The sequence below is a fragment of the Agrobacterium sp. MCAB5 genome (assembly GCF_052114365.1).
Taxonomy (GTDB): Bacteria; Pseudomonadota; Alphaproteobacteria; order Rhizobiales; family Rhizobiaceae; genus Agrobacterium; species Agrobacterium tumefaciens.
The window spans coordinates 82123-96998 of record NZ_JBFREP010000007.1 but is presented as its reverse complement, the minus strand read 5'-3'; the positions used below and the strand labels follow the sequence as shown (position 1 = coordinate 96998).

At 59.1% G+C, this 14876-nt stretch carries 14 protein-coding genes and 2 riboswitches; of the genes, 11 read left to right on the top strand and 3 right to left on the bottom strand.

The window, feature by feature from the left end:
• Positions 1-118: 118 nt before the first annotated feature.
• The 4 genes from AB4Z23_RS16865 (at position 119) to AB4Z23_RS16850 (ending at position 4222) form a co-directional block, all read left to right on the top strand.
• Positions 119-919 (top strand): DeoR/GlpR family DNA-binding transcription regulator, encoded by an 801-nt coding sequence (locus AB4Z23_RS16865; protein WP_174068673.1) that lies wholly within the window; start codon positions 119-121, stop codon positions 917-919.
• 12 nt (positions 920-931) lie between these two features.
• On the top strand, positions 932-2122 hold the full coding sequence (locus tag AB4Z23_RS16860) for an MFS transporter (RefSeq protein ID WP_003516553.1): 1191 nt from the start codon (positions 932-934) through the stop codon (positions 2120-2122).
• Between the two features lie 120 nt (positions 2123-2242).
• Positions 2243-3493 (top strand): flavodoxin-dependent (E)-4-hydroxy-3-methylbut-2-enyl-diphosphate synthase, encoded by a 1251-nt coding sequence (ispG, locus tag AB4Z23_RS16855; RefSeq protein WP_003516555.1) that lies wholly within the window; start codon positions 2243-2245, stop codon positions 3491-3493.
• A gap of 66 nt (positions 3494-3559) precedes the next feature.
• On the top strand, positions 3560-4222 hold the full coding sequence (locus tag AB4Z23_RS16850; RefSeq protein ID WP_019566011.1) for an OmpA family protein: 663 nt from the start codon (positions 3560-3562) through the stop codon (positions 4220-4222).
• A gap of 32 nt (positions 4223-4254) precedes the next feature.
• Here AB4Z23_RS16850 and AB4Z23_RS16845 read toward each other — a convergent pair whose 3' ends face one another.
• A complete protein-coding gene (locus tag AB4Z23_RS16845; protein ID WP_421415116.1) occupies positions 4255-5169 on the bottom strand; it encodes a polyprenyl synthetase family protein in 915 nt (304 codons plus the stop codon).
• Between the two features lie 135 nt (positions 5170-5304).
• Between AB4Z23_RS16845 and mtgA the strand changes: the two genes are divergently transcribed.
• Entirely contained in the window at positions 5305-6051 is a 747-nt protein-coding gene (mtgA, locus tag AB4Z23_RS16840) for a monofunctional biosynthetic peptidoglycan transglycosylase (RefSeq protein ID WP_003516563.1), read from the top strand.
• A 15-nt stretch (positions 6052-6066) separates the two neighbouring features.
• Here mtgA and AB4Z23_RS16835 read toward each other — a convergent pair whose 3' ends face one another.
• Together AB4Z23_RS16835 and metA are read right to left on the bottom strand one after the other, a co-directional pair.
• Positions 6067-7086: an aldose epimerase family protein gene (locus AB4Z23_RS16835; RefSeq protein ID WP_025594609.1), complete on the bottom strand. Its 1020-nt coding sequence runs from the start codon at positions 7084-7086 to the stop codon at positions 6067-6069.
• Positions 7087-7160: 74 nt separating this feature from the next.
• Positions 7161-8087, bottom strand: a complete 927-nt coding sequence (metA, locus tag AB4Z23_RS16830; RefSeq protein ID WP_003516567.1) for a homoserine O-acetyltransferase MetA — start codon at positions 8085-8087, stop codon at positions 7161-7163.
• Between the two features lie 82 nt (positions 8088-8169).
• Positions 8170-8246, bottom strand: a riboswitch (SAM riboswitch).
• Between the two features lie 90 nt (positions 8247-8336).
• Here metA and AB4Z23_RS16825 point away from each other — a divergent pair.
• From AB4Z23_RS16825 to AB4Z23_RS16800, 6 genes are all read left to right on the top strand, one after another.
• Positions 8337-8990, top strand: a complete 654-nt coding sequence (locus tag AB4Z23_RS16825) for a thiamine diphosphokinase (protein WP_025594605.1) — start codon at positions 8337-8339, stop codon at positions 8988-8990.
• Positions 8991-8994: 4 nt separating this feature from the next.
• Positions 8995-10821, top strand: coding sequence for an ABC-F family ATP-binding cassette domain-containing protein (locus tag AB4Z23_RS16820; RefSeq protein ID WP_421415111.1), 1827 nt, complete (start codon positions 8995-8997; stop codon positions 10819-10821).
• Between the two features lie 91 nt (positions 10822-10912).
• A complete protein-coding gene (locus AB4Z23_RS16815; protein WP_065705148.1) occupies positions 10913-11305 on the top strand; it encodes a VOC family protein in 393 nt (130 codons plus the stop codon).
• 45 nt (positions 11306-11350) lie between these two features.
• Positions 11351-11461, top strand: a riboswitch (TPP riboswitch).
• A gap of 38 nt (positions 11462-11499) precedes the next feature.
• Positions 11500-12513, top strand: coding sequence for a thiamine ABC transporter substrate binding subunit (gene thiB / locus AB4Z23_RS16810; protein WP_441360355.1), 1014 nt, complete (start codon positions 11500-11502; stop codon positions 12511-12513).
• A 19-nt stretch (positions 12514-12532) separates the two neighbouring features.
• Positions 12533-14158, top strand: coding sequence for a thiamine/thiamine pyrophosphate ABC transporter permease ThiP (thiP, locus tag AB4Z23_RS16805; protein ID WP_421476965.1), 1626 nt, complete (start codon positions 12533-12535; stop codon positions 14156-14158).
• Positions 14155-14871, top strand: a complete 717-nt coding sequence (locus AB4Z23_RS16800; protein WP_421476967.1) for an ATP-binding cassette domain-containing protein — start codon at positions 14155-14157, stop codon at positions 14869-14871. The genes thiP and AB4Z23_RS16800 overlap by 4 nt, the downstream gene beginning before the upstream one ends.
• Positions 14872-14876: the final 5 nt, after the last annotated feature.

Here is a 14876-nt window from a genome sequence, read left to right as displayed (position 1 = left end):
TATTTTGTCTTTCGTTATAAACGCCCGCCCTCCCGGCGGGCGTTTTGCTGTTGCACCTTCGCTAAAACTCAAATATGCATGTTTGTGCACGTTTATTCCTGTTTATGCATGAGTCCCGATGAGCGATCATTTTGTCAGCGAGCGGCAGGCGCTCATCCTTGCACAGTTGCGGCAAAGCGGCCGCGTGCTTGCGCAGGATCTGGCCCAGAATTTCGGCGTTTCGGAAGATACGGTCCGCCGGGATCTGCGGGATATGGCGGCGCGCGGGGAGTGTCTGCGCGTCTATGGCGGGGCGTTGCTTTCCGATAACAAGACGGTGCCGCTGAAGACACGGATCACCGAGGATGCCGATCGCAAGGCTTCGTTGGCGCTCGCAGCAATTCCGCTGCTTGAGCCGGGCATGGTCGTCTTCATCGATGCCGGCTCCACCAATCTGGCCATCGCAAGGGCTATCCCCGCCGGTCTCAAATTGACGGTGGTAACGAATACGCCTGCTATTGCCGCTGAACTCACGGGGCGCGCCGATATCGCTTTGATCATGATCGGCGGCAAGGTCGATCCGGCCGTCGGTGCGGCCATCGACGCCATGGCGTTGCGGCAACTCGAGCTGATGCGGCCCGAGCTGTGTATTCTTGGCGTTTGCGGTGTTGCGGCTGAGACCGGCCTGTCGGCGGATATTTTCGAGGATGCCGTGTTCAAGCGGCTTGCCTGCAGCGCCAGCCAGCGGATTGTTGCCGCCATCACCACGGAAAAGCTGGGCCACAAGGCGGCGTTTCACGTGCACGACTTTTCTCCGCCTCTTTCCCTGGTGCTGGAACATGACGCCGACCGCACATTGGTCGAGGCGCTGTCGGCTAAAGGCGTACAAGTTCATTTCGGCGGCGATGACGCCGTCCAACTCTCTCACGGTCAAGTCTGAAGGATATTACCGATGAACGGCCCCACGACATTTTCGCCGACGGTCAAGCGCTCGTCCTATCTGACGCGGCACAGGCTCGGTGTATCCCTGCTGTTTTTGATGAACGGTTTCATGATGGGATCGTGGGCGCCCAAAATACCGGAATTTGCGGCGCGGTTATCCCTCAGTGAAAGTGCGCTTGGCCTGATCATTCTGGTTTTCGGCGTCGGCTCGCTGGTTTTCATGCCGATCGCCGGTTCCCAGATCGCCCGTTTCGGATCGCGAACGGTCAGCCTTGCGAGTGCGGCTATTTTCTTGCCGACACTGCTTTTCATCTCCTGGGCAGACACGATCTGGGCAGGTGTGATTGCGGTTTTCCTGTTCGGCGGGCTGACAGGGGCGATGGATGTCGCCATGAACGCCAATGCGGTGGCGGTCGAGCGTGACATGCGCCGCGCCATCATGTCGTCGTGCCATGCTTTCTGGAGCCTGGGCGGCCTGATCGGTGCCGGTCTTGGCGGCTATCTCATCACGGCCATTGGCGTGCAGGGGCATGCGATCGCGTTGACGGTCATCGCCCTTGTTTTGCTCGTCGTCGCGTGGCCGCGCGTTCTTGCGGATCGCCCGCATGCCGAGGAGGAGCGTCCGAAAGGTCGCTTGCCGCTGACGCCCTTGCCGTGGATTATCGGTCTGATGGCGCTGTTTTCGATGATTCCGGAAGGCGCGATCCTCGATTGGGGTGCCCTTTATCTGCGCAATGAACTCGGCGCTTCCGTGTCCCAGTCCGGTTTCGCTTTCGCGGCCTTTTCCATGACCATGGCGGCCATGCGTTTTGCCGGCGATCTGGTGCGCGACCGGTTCGGCGCGGTCAATACCCTGCGGTTCTGCTCGGTCATGTCGATTGCGGGCCTTCTGATTGCGGGTCTTGCGGGAAATTCCACGTTTGTGATCATCGGCTTCGCGATTGCCGGCATCGGTATTTCCAACATGGTGCCGATCGCCTTTTCGGCGGCGGGGAACATGCCGGGATTGGCACCCGGCATCGGCCTGTCGGTCGTCACCACCATGGGTTATTCCGGGATTCTGGTAGCACCCTCGGCCATCGGCTTCATTGCCGAACATACCGGCCTCGCCAGCGTATTTCTCGCTCTGCCGTTGTTGCATGTGGTGGTTTTGCTACTTTCGCGGCTCGCCCGGCATGCGGATGGTGCGGGCAAGGAATAGGCGTCTCGAATTTTGCCATGATTGCGGTAAAGTAGAAGCTCTTATGCGTTGGGTGTTGACAAGCAGGCCCCCTTGTTTCACCTCAATTGCCAGACCTTGCCGCAAGCTCCAGAGACCGCCATGACGTCACACGCCGACTACGATCCAAAGCCCCGCCGTGCATCCGTTGCCGTCGACGTAGGGGGCGTCATCGTGGGTGGCGGTGCGCCTGTCGTCGTACAATCCATGACCAATACCGACACGGCGGATATCGACGCCACCGTGCAGCAGGTGGCGGCACTCTTCCAGGCCGGTTCTGAAATGGTGCGCATCACCGTCGATCGCGATGAGAGCGCTGCCGCTGTGCCGAAAATCCGCGAACGGCTGCTGCGCCTTGGCATGGACGTGCCGCTGATTGGCGATTTCCACTATATCGGCCACAAGCTTCTGGCCGATCATCCGGCCTGTGCCGAAGCACTGGCGAAATACCGCATCAATCCCGGCAATGTCGGCTTCAAGGACAAGAAGGACAAGCAGTTCGGCGAAATCGTCGAAATGGCGATCCGTTATGACAAGCCGGTTCGCATCGGTGTGAACTGGGGATCGCTTGACCAGGAATTGCTGACGACGCTGATGGACAAGAACAAGGAGGAGGGTTTTCCGCTCTCTGCCCGTCAGGTCACCCGCGAAGCCATCGTCCAGTCGGCACTGATTTCCGCAGAGCTTGCCGAAGAAATCGGCCTGCCGCGCAACCGCATCATCCTGTCTGCCAAGGTCAGCCAGGTACAGGACCTGATTGCCGTTTATTCGATGCTGTCGGAACGCTCCAACCATGCACTGCATCTCGGTCTTACCGAAGCCGGCATGGGTTCCAAGGGCATCGTCGCCTCGTCTGCCGCCATGGGTTATGTGCTGCAGCACGGTATTGGCGACACGATCCGCGTCTCGCTGACGCCGGAGCCGAACGGCGACCGCACCCGCGAGGTGCAGGTGGCGCAGGAATTGCTGCAGGTCATGGGTTTCCGCCAGTTCATTCCGGTGGTTGCGGCATGTCCCGGCTGCGGGCGCACCACCTCTACCGTCTTTCAGGAACTTGCCCAGAATATCCAGAATGACATTCGCAAGAACATGCCGATCTGGCGTGAAAAGTATCCCGGTGTGGAAGCGCTCAATGTTGCTGTCATGGGCTGCATCGTTAATGGCCCCGGCGAAAGCAAACATGCCGATATCGGCATTTCACTGCCTGGAACCGGCGAAAGCCCCGCTGCACCGATCTTCATCGATGGCGAGAAGGCGCTCACCCTGCGCGGTCCCAACATCGCCGCGGATTTTGAAGCGCTTGTGATCGATTACATCGAAAAGCGTTTTGGCCGGAAAGATGCGGCGGAGTAAAAACTACCGTGAAAATGCCGAAATTCCACTGTCATACCGCCTGAACCCTTCGGAGCATCAAAACACATGATCAAAAAAATCGCGATCGTTGCCCTTTGCGGGACCTATCTTTCCGCGTGCACCACCACCGATCCCTATACGGGTGAGCAGAAGATGTCGAACACGGCGGGCGGCGCTGGTATCGGCGCTGTCGTCGGTGCTCTCGGTGGTCTGGCTGTCGGCGGTTCGCCGGTCGGTCGCCGCAACGCAGCCCTCATCGGCGCCGGCATCGGTGCACTCGCCGGTGGCGCAATCGGCAATTACATGGATGGTCAGGAATCCGAGCTTCGCGCCCAGCTTCAGGGCACTGGCGTTTCCGTTAGCCGCCGTGGCGACAGCATCGTTCTCAACATGCCGTCGAACATCACCTTCGCGACGGATCAGGATCAGGTCATCCCGCCTTTCTATCAGACACTCGATTCCGTCGCCATCGTGCTGAACAAGTTCAACCGCACGCTCATCGACATCAACGGCCATACCGACTCCACCGGCAGCCAGCAGCACAACCAGGCGCTTTCCGAGCGTCGTGCGGCGTCTGTTGCAAACTATCTCGGCGCACGCGGCGTCGACCAGCGCCGTATTTCGACGCTCGGCTTCGGCCCCTCGCAGCCGATCGCTTCGAACGCAACGCCGGATGGCCGCGCCCAGAACCGTCGCGTCGAAGTGCTGATTTCGCCGCTCAAGGGCTGATTGGCTGAAAAACGGTGAGCCGGGAAACCGGCTCAGCTTTTCCGTTCGGCGATGAATCTGGCGGCCGCGATGAGTATCGCGGCCTTTTCGCCGTAGGGGGCCAGAAGTTCGGAGGCTTCCGCCACCTGTTCCTGAAGCTTGAGGCGCGCCCAGTCTTCACCGCGTAGTGCCACCAGCGTTCCCTTGCCGCGCGCGGCATCCTTGCCGGTTGCCTTGCCCATGGTGGCGGCATCGGCGGTCAGATCCAGGAGATCGTCGGCAAGCTGGAAGGCAAGGCCGATCTTTTCACCGAAGAGGCGCAGTCTTTGTCTTTCGGAAACATCGCTGCCGGCGATGATCGCGCCTGCCTCGCAGGCGAATCTAAGCAGCGCACCGGTTTTCATAGCCTGCAATGTAATAATGCCGGTCTCATCAGGTGCGTTCTTTTCCGCAGCCAGATCGAGCGCCTGACCGCCCGCCATGCCGCCGATACCCGACGCGCGGGCGAGCGAGAGCACGAGAGCCGCCTTGCGGTCTGCCTCAAGAGGATTTTCGTCCGATGCGATAATGTCGAAGGCGAGTGTCAGCAGGCTGTCGCCTGCGAGAATGGCGGTCGCCTCGTCGAATTTGCGGTGCACTGTCGGCTGGCCGCGGCGCAGGTCGTCGTCATCCATCGCTGGCAGATCGTCGTGCACCAGCGAGTAACAATGCAGGCATTCCAGCGCGGCACCGACATGATGGGCTGCTTCGGCATTTCCGCCGAGCAAGGCCGTGCTTTCTATGACGAGGAAGGGCCGCAGGCGTTTGCCGCCGTTCAGCACACCGTGACGCATGGCGTCGAGCAGGTTTTGCGGGCGCATAATCTCATCCGCACGCGCCTCTGCGGAAAGCAGGCGACCAAGCAGGGATTCGGTCTGTGCCGCGTTATCGCGCAGCTTCGTTTCGAAATTCGTCATCTGAGCGTCCATGCCGCGCTCTTTGGCATGGCGCGCGGGGCCAGGCAACCTTTTCGTGATTCCTGAGGTCAACTGTTTGACCGGACTCGCCTTGAAGGCGGCAATGGAATATGAAAGGCTTCGATTGGTGCGGGGCTTTGACGAATATTGAGCAGTACGCCTGAAAGCGACGCAGATTACGCCGTGCTGGCGGAAGACCGGAGCAGTCCGAAGGTGGATTTTCGCACGTTGGCAAAGCGTATCATCATGACCTTGCTGGCGTTGCTGATCCTGCCCTATCTGCTGATCCCGGTTTACGCCCTGCCTTTCATGCGGCCGGTCTCGACGCTGATGCTTGCCGATCTGGTGACACTTCAGGGTTATGACCGGCGCTGGGTGCCGCTCGAGGATATTTCGCCGCGCCTTGTGCAATCCGTAATGATGTCCGAGGACGGACAATTCTGTTTCCACGGCGGCGTTGACTGGAACCAGATGCAATCCGTGGTCAACAATGCGCTCGAAGGCGCGTCCACCCGTGGCGCCAGCACCATTCCCATGCAGACGGCCAAGAACCTGTTCCTCTGGAACGGTCGCTCGTTCTTGCGCAAGGGGCTGGAGTTGCCGCTGGCGATTGCTGCCGATTTCGTCTGGTCCAAAAAACGGATGATGGAGATTTATCTCAACGTTGCGGAATGGGGACCCGGCATTTACGGCATCGAGGCCGCAGCACAGCACCATTTCAAGGTACCGGCGGCAAAGCTCAGCTCCCGCCAAGCGGCACTGCTTGCCGTTTCCCTGCCCAATCCCATCGATCGCGTTGCCAGCAAGCCGGGGCGTGGTTTGCAACGGCTTGCCGGCCTTATCGAACGGCGTGCCCGAGCATCGGGCGGTTATGTGGGATGCGTGCTGGACTGAGCCCAGCCCGCCGCCTCAACCCTTCTTGAAAATATAGTCGGTTTCCTGACGCAGGGTCTCGCCGGGACGCAGGATCGCGTAGGGGAAATCGGGATGATTGACGGCATCCGGCCATATCTGCGTTTCCAGACAGAAACCGGCAAAGGGCCCGTAATGGCGGCCATCGAGGCCCGGAACGGGAACATTCAGCTTGAAGGCTGAATAAAATTGCACGCCGGGTTCGGTGGTGTGAACCTCAAGGGCAATGTCGGAGGCGGGCGAATAGGCGCGGGCAACCTTGCGCTTGGCGCGACGCTCGGGCGAAAGGCAGAAATTGTGGTCGTAGAGCACCTGCTCGCCATCCTCCGTTCGCCGCATCGGCGTCGGGTGGCGCAGGTCGAAGACGGTGCCTTCGACAGAGCGGATTTCGCCTGTCGGGATCTGTTTGTCGTTGGTTGGCAGATAAAAGTCAGCGGCGATGCTGATCTCATGTCCAAGTGCGGTATCAGCACCGTCGAGGTTGAAATAGGAATGCTGGCAGATATTGGCGATGGTCGGTTGGTCAGTCACCGTTTCATAGACCACCGAAAGCACGCCGCCGTCGCGGATCGTATAGGTCGCGGTCACCGTGCAATTGCCGGGATAACCGGCGCGGCCGTCGGGATCGATGATCTGCAGAACCGCATGGCTTTCGCCGTGTTCCATCAGCATCCAGTTACGTTTGCCCATGCCGTCGCTGCCGCCATGCAGGTGGCTGACGCCTTTTTCGTTCAGTTCCAGCTGGTATTCGTGCCCGTCGATCGAGAATTTTCCGTCACCGATACGGTTGGCGTTGCGGCCGGGTGTGGCGCCGAAATAGGATGAATATTTGTAGTCCTCGAATGTATCGAAGCCGAGAACGAGCGGCGGCTGGTGCCCATCGAGGCGCAGGTCCTGAATGACGGCGCCCCAGGTGATAACCTTGGCCGTCAGCCCGCCCCTCGAGATGGTGACGCGCTCAACCTTTTCGCCGGTTGCCGTGAAACCAAAATTCTCCCGTGCCGCCGCGTCGCTCATTGCGTCATTCTCCCAATATCTTTGAATTGCCGGCGGACGTTGCGTCATTTTCCGGCAATTCGCAATCCCGCAATTTACGCCGCTAGTTTGCCGATTGCTTCGAGGTCATAAGGCGTCGTCTGATATATCTCGTTGATCCAGTTGCCGAAAAACAGATGGGCATGGCTGCGCCAGCGGTTGAGCGGGGCAAGCTCCGGATCATTGTGCGGAAAATAATCATGCGGCAGCTTGATTGGAACGCCCGAGTTCACATCGCGGAAATATTCATCCGAAAGCGAGGTTGAATCATATTCGACGTGGTTGAACATATAGAGGCGGTTGCCCTCTTTTTCATGCACCAGACATACGCCCATTTCCTCTGACTCCATCAGGATTTCGAGTTCCGGGTGTTTTTCGATGTCGGCGCGGCGCACTTCCGTCCAGCGTGATACCGGAACCTGAAAGTCGTCGGAAAAACCGTTGAGATATATCGACGAGGGGCAGAGATTGCGGTGACGATAGACACCGAAAGCCTTTTCCTTCAGTTCGTATTTCGGCACACCATGGAAATGGTAGATGGCGGCCATCGCGCCCCAGCAGACGTTCAGCGTCGAATGGACGTTGGTTTGCGTCCAGTCGAAAATCTTTTGCATCTCGTTCCAGTAGGTCACGTCTTCATAATCAAGCATCTCGATGGGCGCGCCTGTGATGATGAAACCGTCGAACTTGCGGTGTCGCACTTCCTCCCATGTCTCATAGAAGGACAGAAGGTGCTCTTCCGGCGTATTCTTGGCACGATGGCCGCCAATGCGGATCAGCGAAAACTCCACCTGCAGCGGCGATGCACCGACGAGGCGCGCCATCTGCACTTCCGTCTTGATCTTGTTCGGCATGAGATTGAGAAGCCCGATCTGGAGCGGGCGGATATCCTGCCGGATGGCCGCCGTTTCTGTCATGACCCGCACGCCCTCATGAACGAGGGTGTCGAAGGCGGGAAGCGTATCGGGAATCTTGATCGGCATGTCGAACTCTCTTTTCGGATGACGTAAAGAACGTTGCGAAAACAAAAAAACCGGCAGCGAAATCGCAGCCGGTCCCAGGAAATTACCCTTTTCCTCGACCCTTTAGCGACTTCTTTAAAGTGGCTGCAAGCCGGTCGGCAAATCACCACTGAGGCGTTTCATAATCCCGAAGCCGACGAAAATCAATATCGGCTGATTTCATCGGGTTTCTGCCTTTCCATTTTTGCCTGAGGTGCGATAAGGCAGGGCATGGATAGAGAACGCTTCACCATTCTGCTTGGCGGCGATGTCACCGTTACCGACCGCCTCAAAGCGGCGGTTGAGGGTAGCCGTGTGATTGCGGCCGATGGCGGCATGCGCCATGCCGCACCGCTCGGGCTCACACCCGAGCTCTGGGTGGGGGATTTCGATTCCACCGACAAGGACCTGCTGGACGCCTGGCCCGATGTGGTGCGACAGCCCTATCCCGCTGCAAAGGCTGTGACCGATGGCGAAATTGCGGTGTCGGAGGCCCTTGCCCGCGGCGCGCGTTCTCTGGTGCTTGCCGGTGCGCTTGGTGGAGCGAGAAGCGACCACGCACTTCAGCACCTTCTTTACGCGGTGGCGCTTACTGAGCGTGGTCTCAACGTTACGCTGACCTCCGGCGAAGAGGAGGCCCGCCCGCTGCTGGCGGGGTCGTTCGATCTTGATCTGCCTCCCGGTGCGCTATTTTCCGTTGCCGGGTTTACCGACCTTGTGGGGCTCGATATCGGCAATGTGCGTTATCCTCTCAAGGATTTCCCGCTTGCTTTCGGCTCTTCCCGAACTATTTCCAATGTCGCGAATGGCGGCCCTGTGCATTTCTCGCTGAAAAGCGGAAAAGCCATCGTGCTCGCCCGCCCTTATGATCTGACCGGAGCCTGACGCCTTGGCACCCCCAATTTTGAAACTCGATGACATCAAGCTGACCTTCGGCGTGACCCCGCTGCTCGACGGCGCCAATCTTCAGGTGGAGCCGGGCGACCGCATCTGCCTTGTCGGACGCAACGGTTCGGGCAAGTCGACCCTGATGAAGATCGCCGCCGGTCTGGTCGAGGCGCAGTCGGGCGAGGTTTTCCGTCACCCCTCCGCCACCATCCGTTATCTGGAACAGGCGCCGGATTTTGCCGGTTACGACACCGTGCAGGCCTATGCCGAGTCGGGGCTGGGACCTGGCGACGATCCCTATCGCGTTACCTATATTCTCGAGCATCTGGGCCTGACGGGACAGGAACATCCGGATAGCCTGTCCGGCGGCGAAGCGCGGCGTGCGGCCCTTGCCCGCGTCATGGCGCCTGAACCCGATATTCTCATGCTGGACGAGCCGACCAACCATCTGGACTTGCCCACCATCGAATGGCTTGAAGGCGAGTTGCAGCAGACGCGTAGCGCGCTGGTGCTGATCTCGCACGACAGGCGTTTTCTGGAGAAGGTTTCGACCTCGACAGTGTGGCTGGATCGCGGCCAGTCCCGTCGTCTCAATCGCGGTTTTGCGCATTTCGAGGAATGGCGCGACAAGGTGCTGGAAGAGGAAGAGCTGGAGCAGCACAAGCTCGGCAAGGCCATCGAGCGTGAAGAACACTGGATGCGTTACGGCGTGACCGCGAGACGCAAGCGCAACATGCGCCGCGTGGGCGAGCTTCAGGCAATGCGTGCGGACTATCGCGGCCACAAGGGACCGCAGGGCAGCGTGCAGGCGACGGCTGCGGAGGTGCGGGAATCCGGCAAACTGGTCATCGAGGCAGACGCAATCACCAAGTCTTACGGCGAGCGCGTGATCATCGCGCCGTTTTCGCTGCGGGTGCATCGCGGTGATTGCATCGGTCTCGTCGGGCCGAACGGTGCCGGCAAGACAACGCTTTTGAAGATGCTGACCGGCCAGCTTCAGCCCGATAGCGGCACGGTAAAGCTCGGCACCAATCTGGAAATCGCGACGCTTGACCAGAAGCGTGAAGATCTCAATCCAAACGATACGCTCGCTCATTACCTCACCGACGGTCGCGGCGACAATTTGCTGGTCAATGGCGAGTTGAAACATGTGACGGGTTACATGAAGGACTTCCTGTTCCAGCCGGAACAGGCCCGCACGCCCATCCGCAACCTCTCCGGTGGTGAGCGCGCCCGTCTTATTCTTGCGCGCATTCTGGCGCGGCCTACCAACCTGCTGATCCTTGACGAGCCGACCAACGATCTCGATATCGAAACGCTCGATCTTTTGCAGGAAATCGTTGCGGGCTTTTCCGGCACGGTCATTCTCGTCAGCCACGACCGCGACTTCCTCGACCGTACCGTCACCTCCACAATCGCGCCCGCCAATCCGGACCAGCCGGATGGACGCTGGATCGAATATGCCGGCGGCTATTCGGACATGATGGCGCAACGCAAGGGTGCCGCAGAAGAAAAGCGCAAGGCGGAGAAGCAGGAAAAGGCAAAGACCGCCCCTTCCGCCTCCGCGTCGCAGGACCCCTCAAAGGCCAAGGGCAAGCTTTCCTTCAAGCAAAAATTTGCGCTCGAAAACCTTCCAAAGGAGATGGAGAAGGCGCAGGGCGAAATCGCCAAGCGTGAGCAGCGCATGGCCGACCCCAATCTGTTCACCAAGGACCCGGCTACCTTCAATACGCTGGCGCAGGAAATGACGAAGCTGCGCGAAAAGCTCGAAGCCATGGAAGAGGAATGGCTGGAGTTGGAGATGCTGCGCGAAGAAATTGAAGGGTGACTTGGTCGCGATTTCTTGACTGAGGTCTCATCCACCTTTGACAGGGAGGCGGAATTGCCGTTTCCTGTGCGGGTTCGGAGGAGTTCAGAAAATGCGCATGATCTTCGTCAATCTGCCGGTCAAGAATATCGAGACATCGAGAAGCTTCTTCACGGCTCTCGGTTTCACCTTCAATCCGGAATATTCGGATGACCGCACGCTCTGCATGATCGTTGAGGAGAACATCTTCGTGATGCTTCTTCAGGAGGAGCGTTTTCGCGATTTCATCAATGGCGATATCGCCGACGCCACACGCAGCACCGAGGTCCTGACCTGTCTCACAGCGGGAAGCCGTGAGGAAATCGACCGGATGATCGAAACGGCGCTTGCCTCCGGTGGCAACACCTGGAAACCGGTTCAGGATCACGGTTTCATGTATGCCGGTAGTTTTCAGGATCCCGACGGCCATGTCTGGGAACTGGTGCACATGGTGCAGCAGGCCTGACGGCAGCCATCTTGCCAATCAGAGACAGCGGGACTACATCATCATCTTGATCTAACGGGGTGTCTTTTGTGCTTGCGTGCAAAAGGCTGAGAGGCTTGCCAACCCGAAGAACCTGATCCGGTTCATACCGGCGGAGGGATTAGACGGCTTAAGGCAAGCGGCTATTTCCCTTTTCGTTTTTTGAGGAGATACCCGTGCGCCGTCGTCTTTTCCTGAATTCCCTCGTTGCCGTTTCGTTGTTTCTGCCCGGTCTTGCCACTGCTCAGGACAGACAGGAACTGACCGTCTACACCTATGAAAGCTTCGTTTCCGAATGGGGTCCCGGCCCCAAGGTGAAAGAGGCCTTCGAGAAAGTGTGCAATTGCACGGTCAATTTCGTCGGTGTGGCGGATGGCGTGGCGCTGCTCAACCGCCTGAAGCTTGAAGGGGCGGCGTCGAAGGCGGATGTCGTTGTTGGTCTCGACACCAATCTGGTCGCGGAAGGGAAACAGACCGGCCTCTTCGATATCAGCGGTATCGATGCATCGGCGGCCAAGGTGCCGGGCGGTTACAAGGACGACGTTTTCGTCCCTTACGACTACGGTCATTTCGCCGTTGTCTATGACACGCAGACGATAAAAAATCCGCCGACGAGCCTGAAGGATCTGGTGGACGGCGATCCTTCACAGAAAATCGCCATTCAGGACCCGCGCACCTCCACGCCGGGGCTTGGCCTGCTGCTCTGGGTGAAGTCCGTTTACGGCGACAAGGCACCGGAAGCCTGGGCGAAGCTCCGGAAGCGCATTCTAACCGTCACGCCGGGCTGGTCGGAATCCTATGGCCTTTTCACCAAGGGTGAGGTGCCGATGGTGCTTTCCTACACCACGTCGCCTGCCTATCACATGGTCTCGGAAAAGACGGATCGCTATCAGGCCGCGGGTTTTTCCGAGGGGCACTACATCCAGATCGAGGTTTCCGGCCTTCTCAAAAACGCGCCGCACAAGGAACTGGCGAAGCAGTTCCTCGCTTTCACGCTCACATCAGGATTTCAGGATGCCATTCCGGAAAACAACTGGATGATGCCGGTCGCGGCAACGTCCACGCCCCTGCCCGAGGCATTTTCCAAACTCGTCGTACCGCAGAAGACCTTCCTGATGGACCCGGAAGAGGTGGCGAAGAACCGCAAGGCCTGGATCGACGAATGGCTTGCGGCCATGAGCATGAACTGAGCAAGAGGCACGCCCGCGCATGATGCTGCGTCGCGACTACAGATGGTCGATCATTGGCGGAACGGCGGCGTTTGCCGCCGTTTTCCTGTTCATGGCGCTTGCTGTCTCAGCACTACTGTCGTTCGATGCCGGTACATCCGCCGCCGGAATCGTGGATGCCTACACGCTGCGAATCCTGCGCTTCACGCTCTATCAGGCAACGTTGTCCACTGTTCTTTCCATTGTTCTCGGCCTGCCGGTGGCGCTTGCGCTCTCCCGCAGACAGGATTTTCCCGGACGGATTTGGATTATCAGGTTGATGGCTGTGCCGATGGGGCTGCCGGTCATCGTTGGTGCCTTCGGCATCATCACGATCTGGGGCAGGCAGGGTGTTTTGAATACTGCCCTTGTTTTTGCCGGTGCGGAGCAGCCCTTCAGTATTTACGGCCTTTCCGGCATTCTCATCGCCCATGTGTTTTTCAATCTGCCGCTTGCGGTGCGGCTGATGCTGGCCGGGCTGGAGCGGATTCCGGGCGAATATTGGCGGATGGCGGCAAGTCTTGGCATGGGGCCGGTTTCGGTTTTCCGCTTCATCGAGTGGCCGGCCGTCTCGCGGCTTGTTCCCGGTATTGCCGGGCTTGTCTTCATGCTGTGCGCCACCAGCTTCACGCTAGTGCTTCTGCTGGGCGGTGGACCGGCGGCGACGACACTTGAGGTCGCAATCTATCAGGCGTTGCGGTTTGATTTCGATCCGCAACGGGCAATCGCGCTTTCGGTTTTGCAAATTGCAATCACAGCAGTTCTGCTCGGCCTTCTTGCCTTTTTGCCATCGCCCGAGGCGGAAATTGCCTCGCTTGGCCGCCCTGTTCGCCGTTTCGACGGCAAGCGTGTTGGCGCGCGCCTGTGGGACGGAGCGGCAATCATTTTTGCGGTTCTGCTGGTCGGCCTGCCGCTTGTTGCCATAACCGTCTCGGGTTTGGGGGCCGATCTGCCGCGTCTTTTGTCCGCGCCGATCTTCCTGCGTGCGGCGGCGACCAGCCTTGCAATCGCTGCGCTCTCCGCAACTCTCGTCGTGCTCTGCTGCTTTGCGATCATCTGTGCGCGACAGGCAGTGGGTTCCAGACGGCACACGGCTCAGCCCTTGCGCCTTTTGTCCGCCACGCTCGGGGCGGGGTCATCGCTGGTGCTGCTGGTGCCGCCCGTCGTGCTGGGAAGCGGGTGGTTCCTGTTGCTGCGGCCCTTTGGAGATGTCAATTTTTATGCTCCCGTTCTCGTGGCGCTCATCAACATGCTAATGGCGTTGCCGCTTGCCATGCGGGTGCTGGAGCCAGCCTTCACCAGCCATTTTTTACGCACGTCCCGGCTCTCCGCCAGCCTTGGGCTTCAGGGATTGACGCGGCTGCGGTTCGCCGATCTGCCGGTACTGCGGCGTCCGCTGCTGATGGCGTTTTCCTTTGCCATGGCCCTGTCGCTCGGTGATCTCGGGGCGGTTGCGCTGTTCGGGTCGGAAAATTTCATCACCTTGCCATGGCTGGTCTATAGCAATATGGGCAGCTACCGCACCAATGATGCCGCCGGATACGCGTTCATCCTTGGCGTCGTCTGCCTGCTGCTTGCCGCGGGCGGCGTTTCACGGCAATCTCAATCAGCAAGGGCGAGCATATGACAGGCGACGAATTTGCGGTAGGACTGGACAAGGTCAGGCTGCGGCTCGGAACGCAGGATTTCGATCTCGATTGTACATTCCCGCAAGGCCAGATGACTGCAGTTGTCGGTGCATCCGGTTCTGGCAAGTCGACGCTCCTCAATCTCATCGCCGGTTTTGAATTGCCCGATTCCGGGCGCGTCCTGATCGGCGGGCGGGACATGAAGGCGCTCGATCCTTCCGAACGACCGGTCTCCTTGATCTTCCAGGATAATAATCTTTTCGCCCATCTCGATATCTTCACCAATGTCGCGCTCGGCATCAGCCCCGGGCTGAAGCTGGGGGAGGAAGACAGGCAGAGGATCGACGTGGCGCTCACACGCGTTGGTCTTGCGGGTTTTGACAAACGTTTGCCGGGCACGCTTTCCGGCGGGGAAAGGCAAAGGGCGGCGCTGGCGCGTGCGCTGGTCCGGAAAAAACCGGTCATGCTGCTGGACGAGCCTTTCGCGGCGCTAGATCCGGGGCTGCGGGCGGGCATGACCTCCCTGCTTCTCGACTTGCATGCCGAAACAAAAAATACGGCGATTATTGTTACGCACCATCCAGACGACATAAAAAAGCTGGCGCAGCGGGTGGTTTTTCTTGATCGTGGCAGCGTTGTCTATGCTGGCTCGACCACAGATTTCTTCGCCACACAAAATGTGAAGGCGGTAGACAGTTTTCTGAACGGCTGATCGCC

Coding starts and splice junctions, on each gene's coding strand:
- AB4Z23_RS16860 (WP_003516553.1), top strand. CDS start 932: ATGAACGGCCCCACGACATTTTCGCCGACGGTCAAGCGCTCGTCCTAT.
- AB4Z23_RS16845 (WP_421415116.1), bottom strand. CDS start 5,169: ATGGACGCTCAGATGACGAATTTCGAAACGAAGCTGCGCGATAACGCG.
- AB4Z23_RS16835 (WP_025594609.1), bottom strand. CDS start 7,086: ATGAGCGACGCGGCGGCACGGGAGAATTTTGGTTTCACGGCAACCGGC.
- AB4Z23_RS16825 (WP_025594605.1), top strand. CDS start 8,337: ATGGATAGAGAACGCTTCACCATTCTGCTTGGCGGCGATGTCACCGTT.
- AB4Z23_RS16865 (WP_174068673.1), top strand. CDS start 119: ATGAGCGATCATTTTGTCAGCGAGCGGCAGGCGCTCATCCTTGCACAG.
- metA (WP_003516567.1), bottom strand. CDS start 8,087: ATGCCGATCAAGATTCCCGATACGCTTCCCGCCTTCGACACCCTCGTT.
- AB4Z23_RS16800 (WP_421476967.1), top strand. CDS start 14,155: ATGACAGGCGACGAATTTGCGGTAGGACTGGACAAGGTCAGGCTGCGG.
- AB4Z23_RS16815 (WP_065705148.1), top strand. CDS start 10,913: ATGCGCATGATCTTCGTCAATCTGCCGGTCAAGAATATCGAGACATCG.
- thiP (WP_421476965.1), top strand. CDS start 12,533: ATGATGCTGCGTCGCGACTACAGATGGTCGATCATTGGCGGAACGGCG.
- AB4Z23_RS16850 (WP_019566011.1), top strand. CDS start 3,560: ATGATCAAAAAAATCGCGATCGTTGCCCTTTGCGGGACCTATCTTTCC.
- ispG (WP_003516555.1), top strand. CDS start 2,243: ATGACGTCACACGCCGACTACGATCCAAAGCCCCGCCGTGCATCCGTT.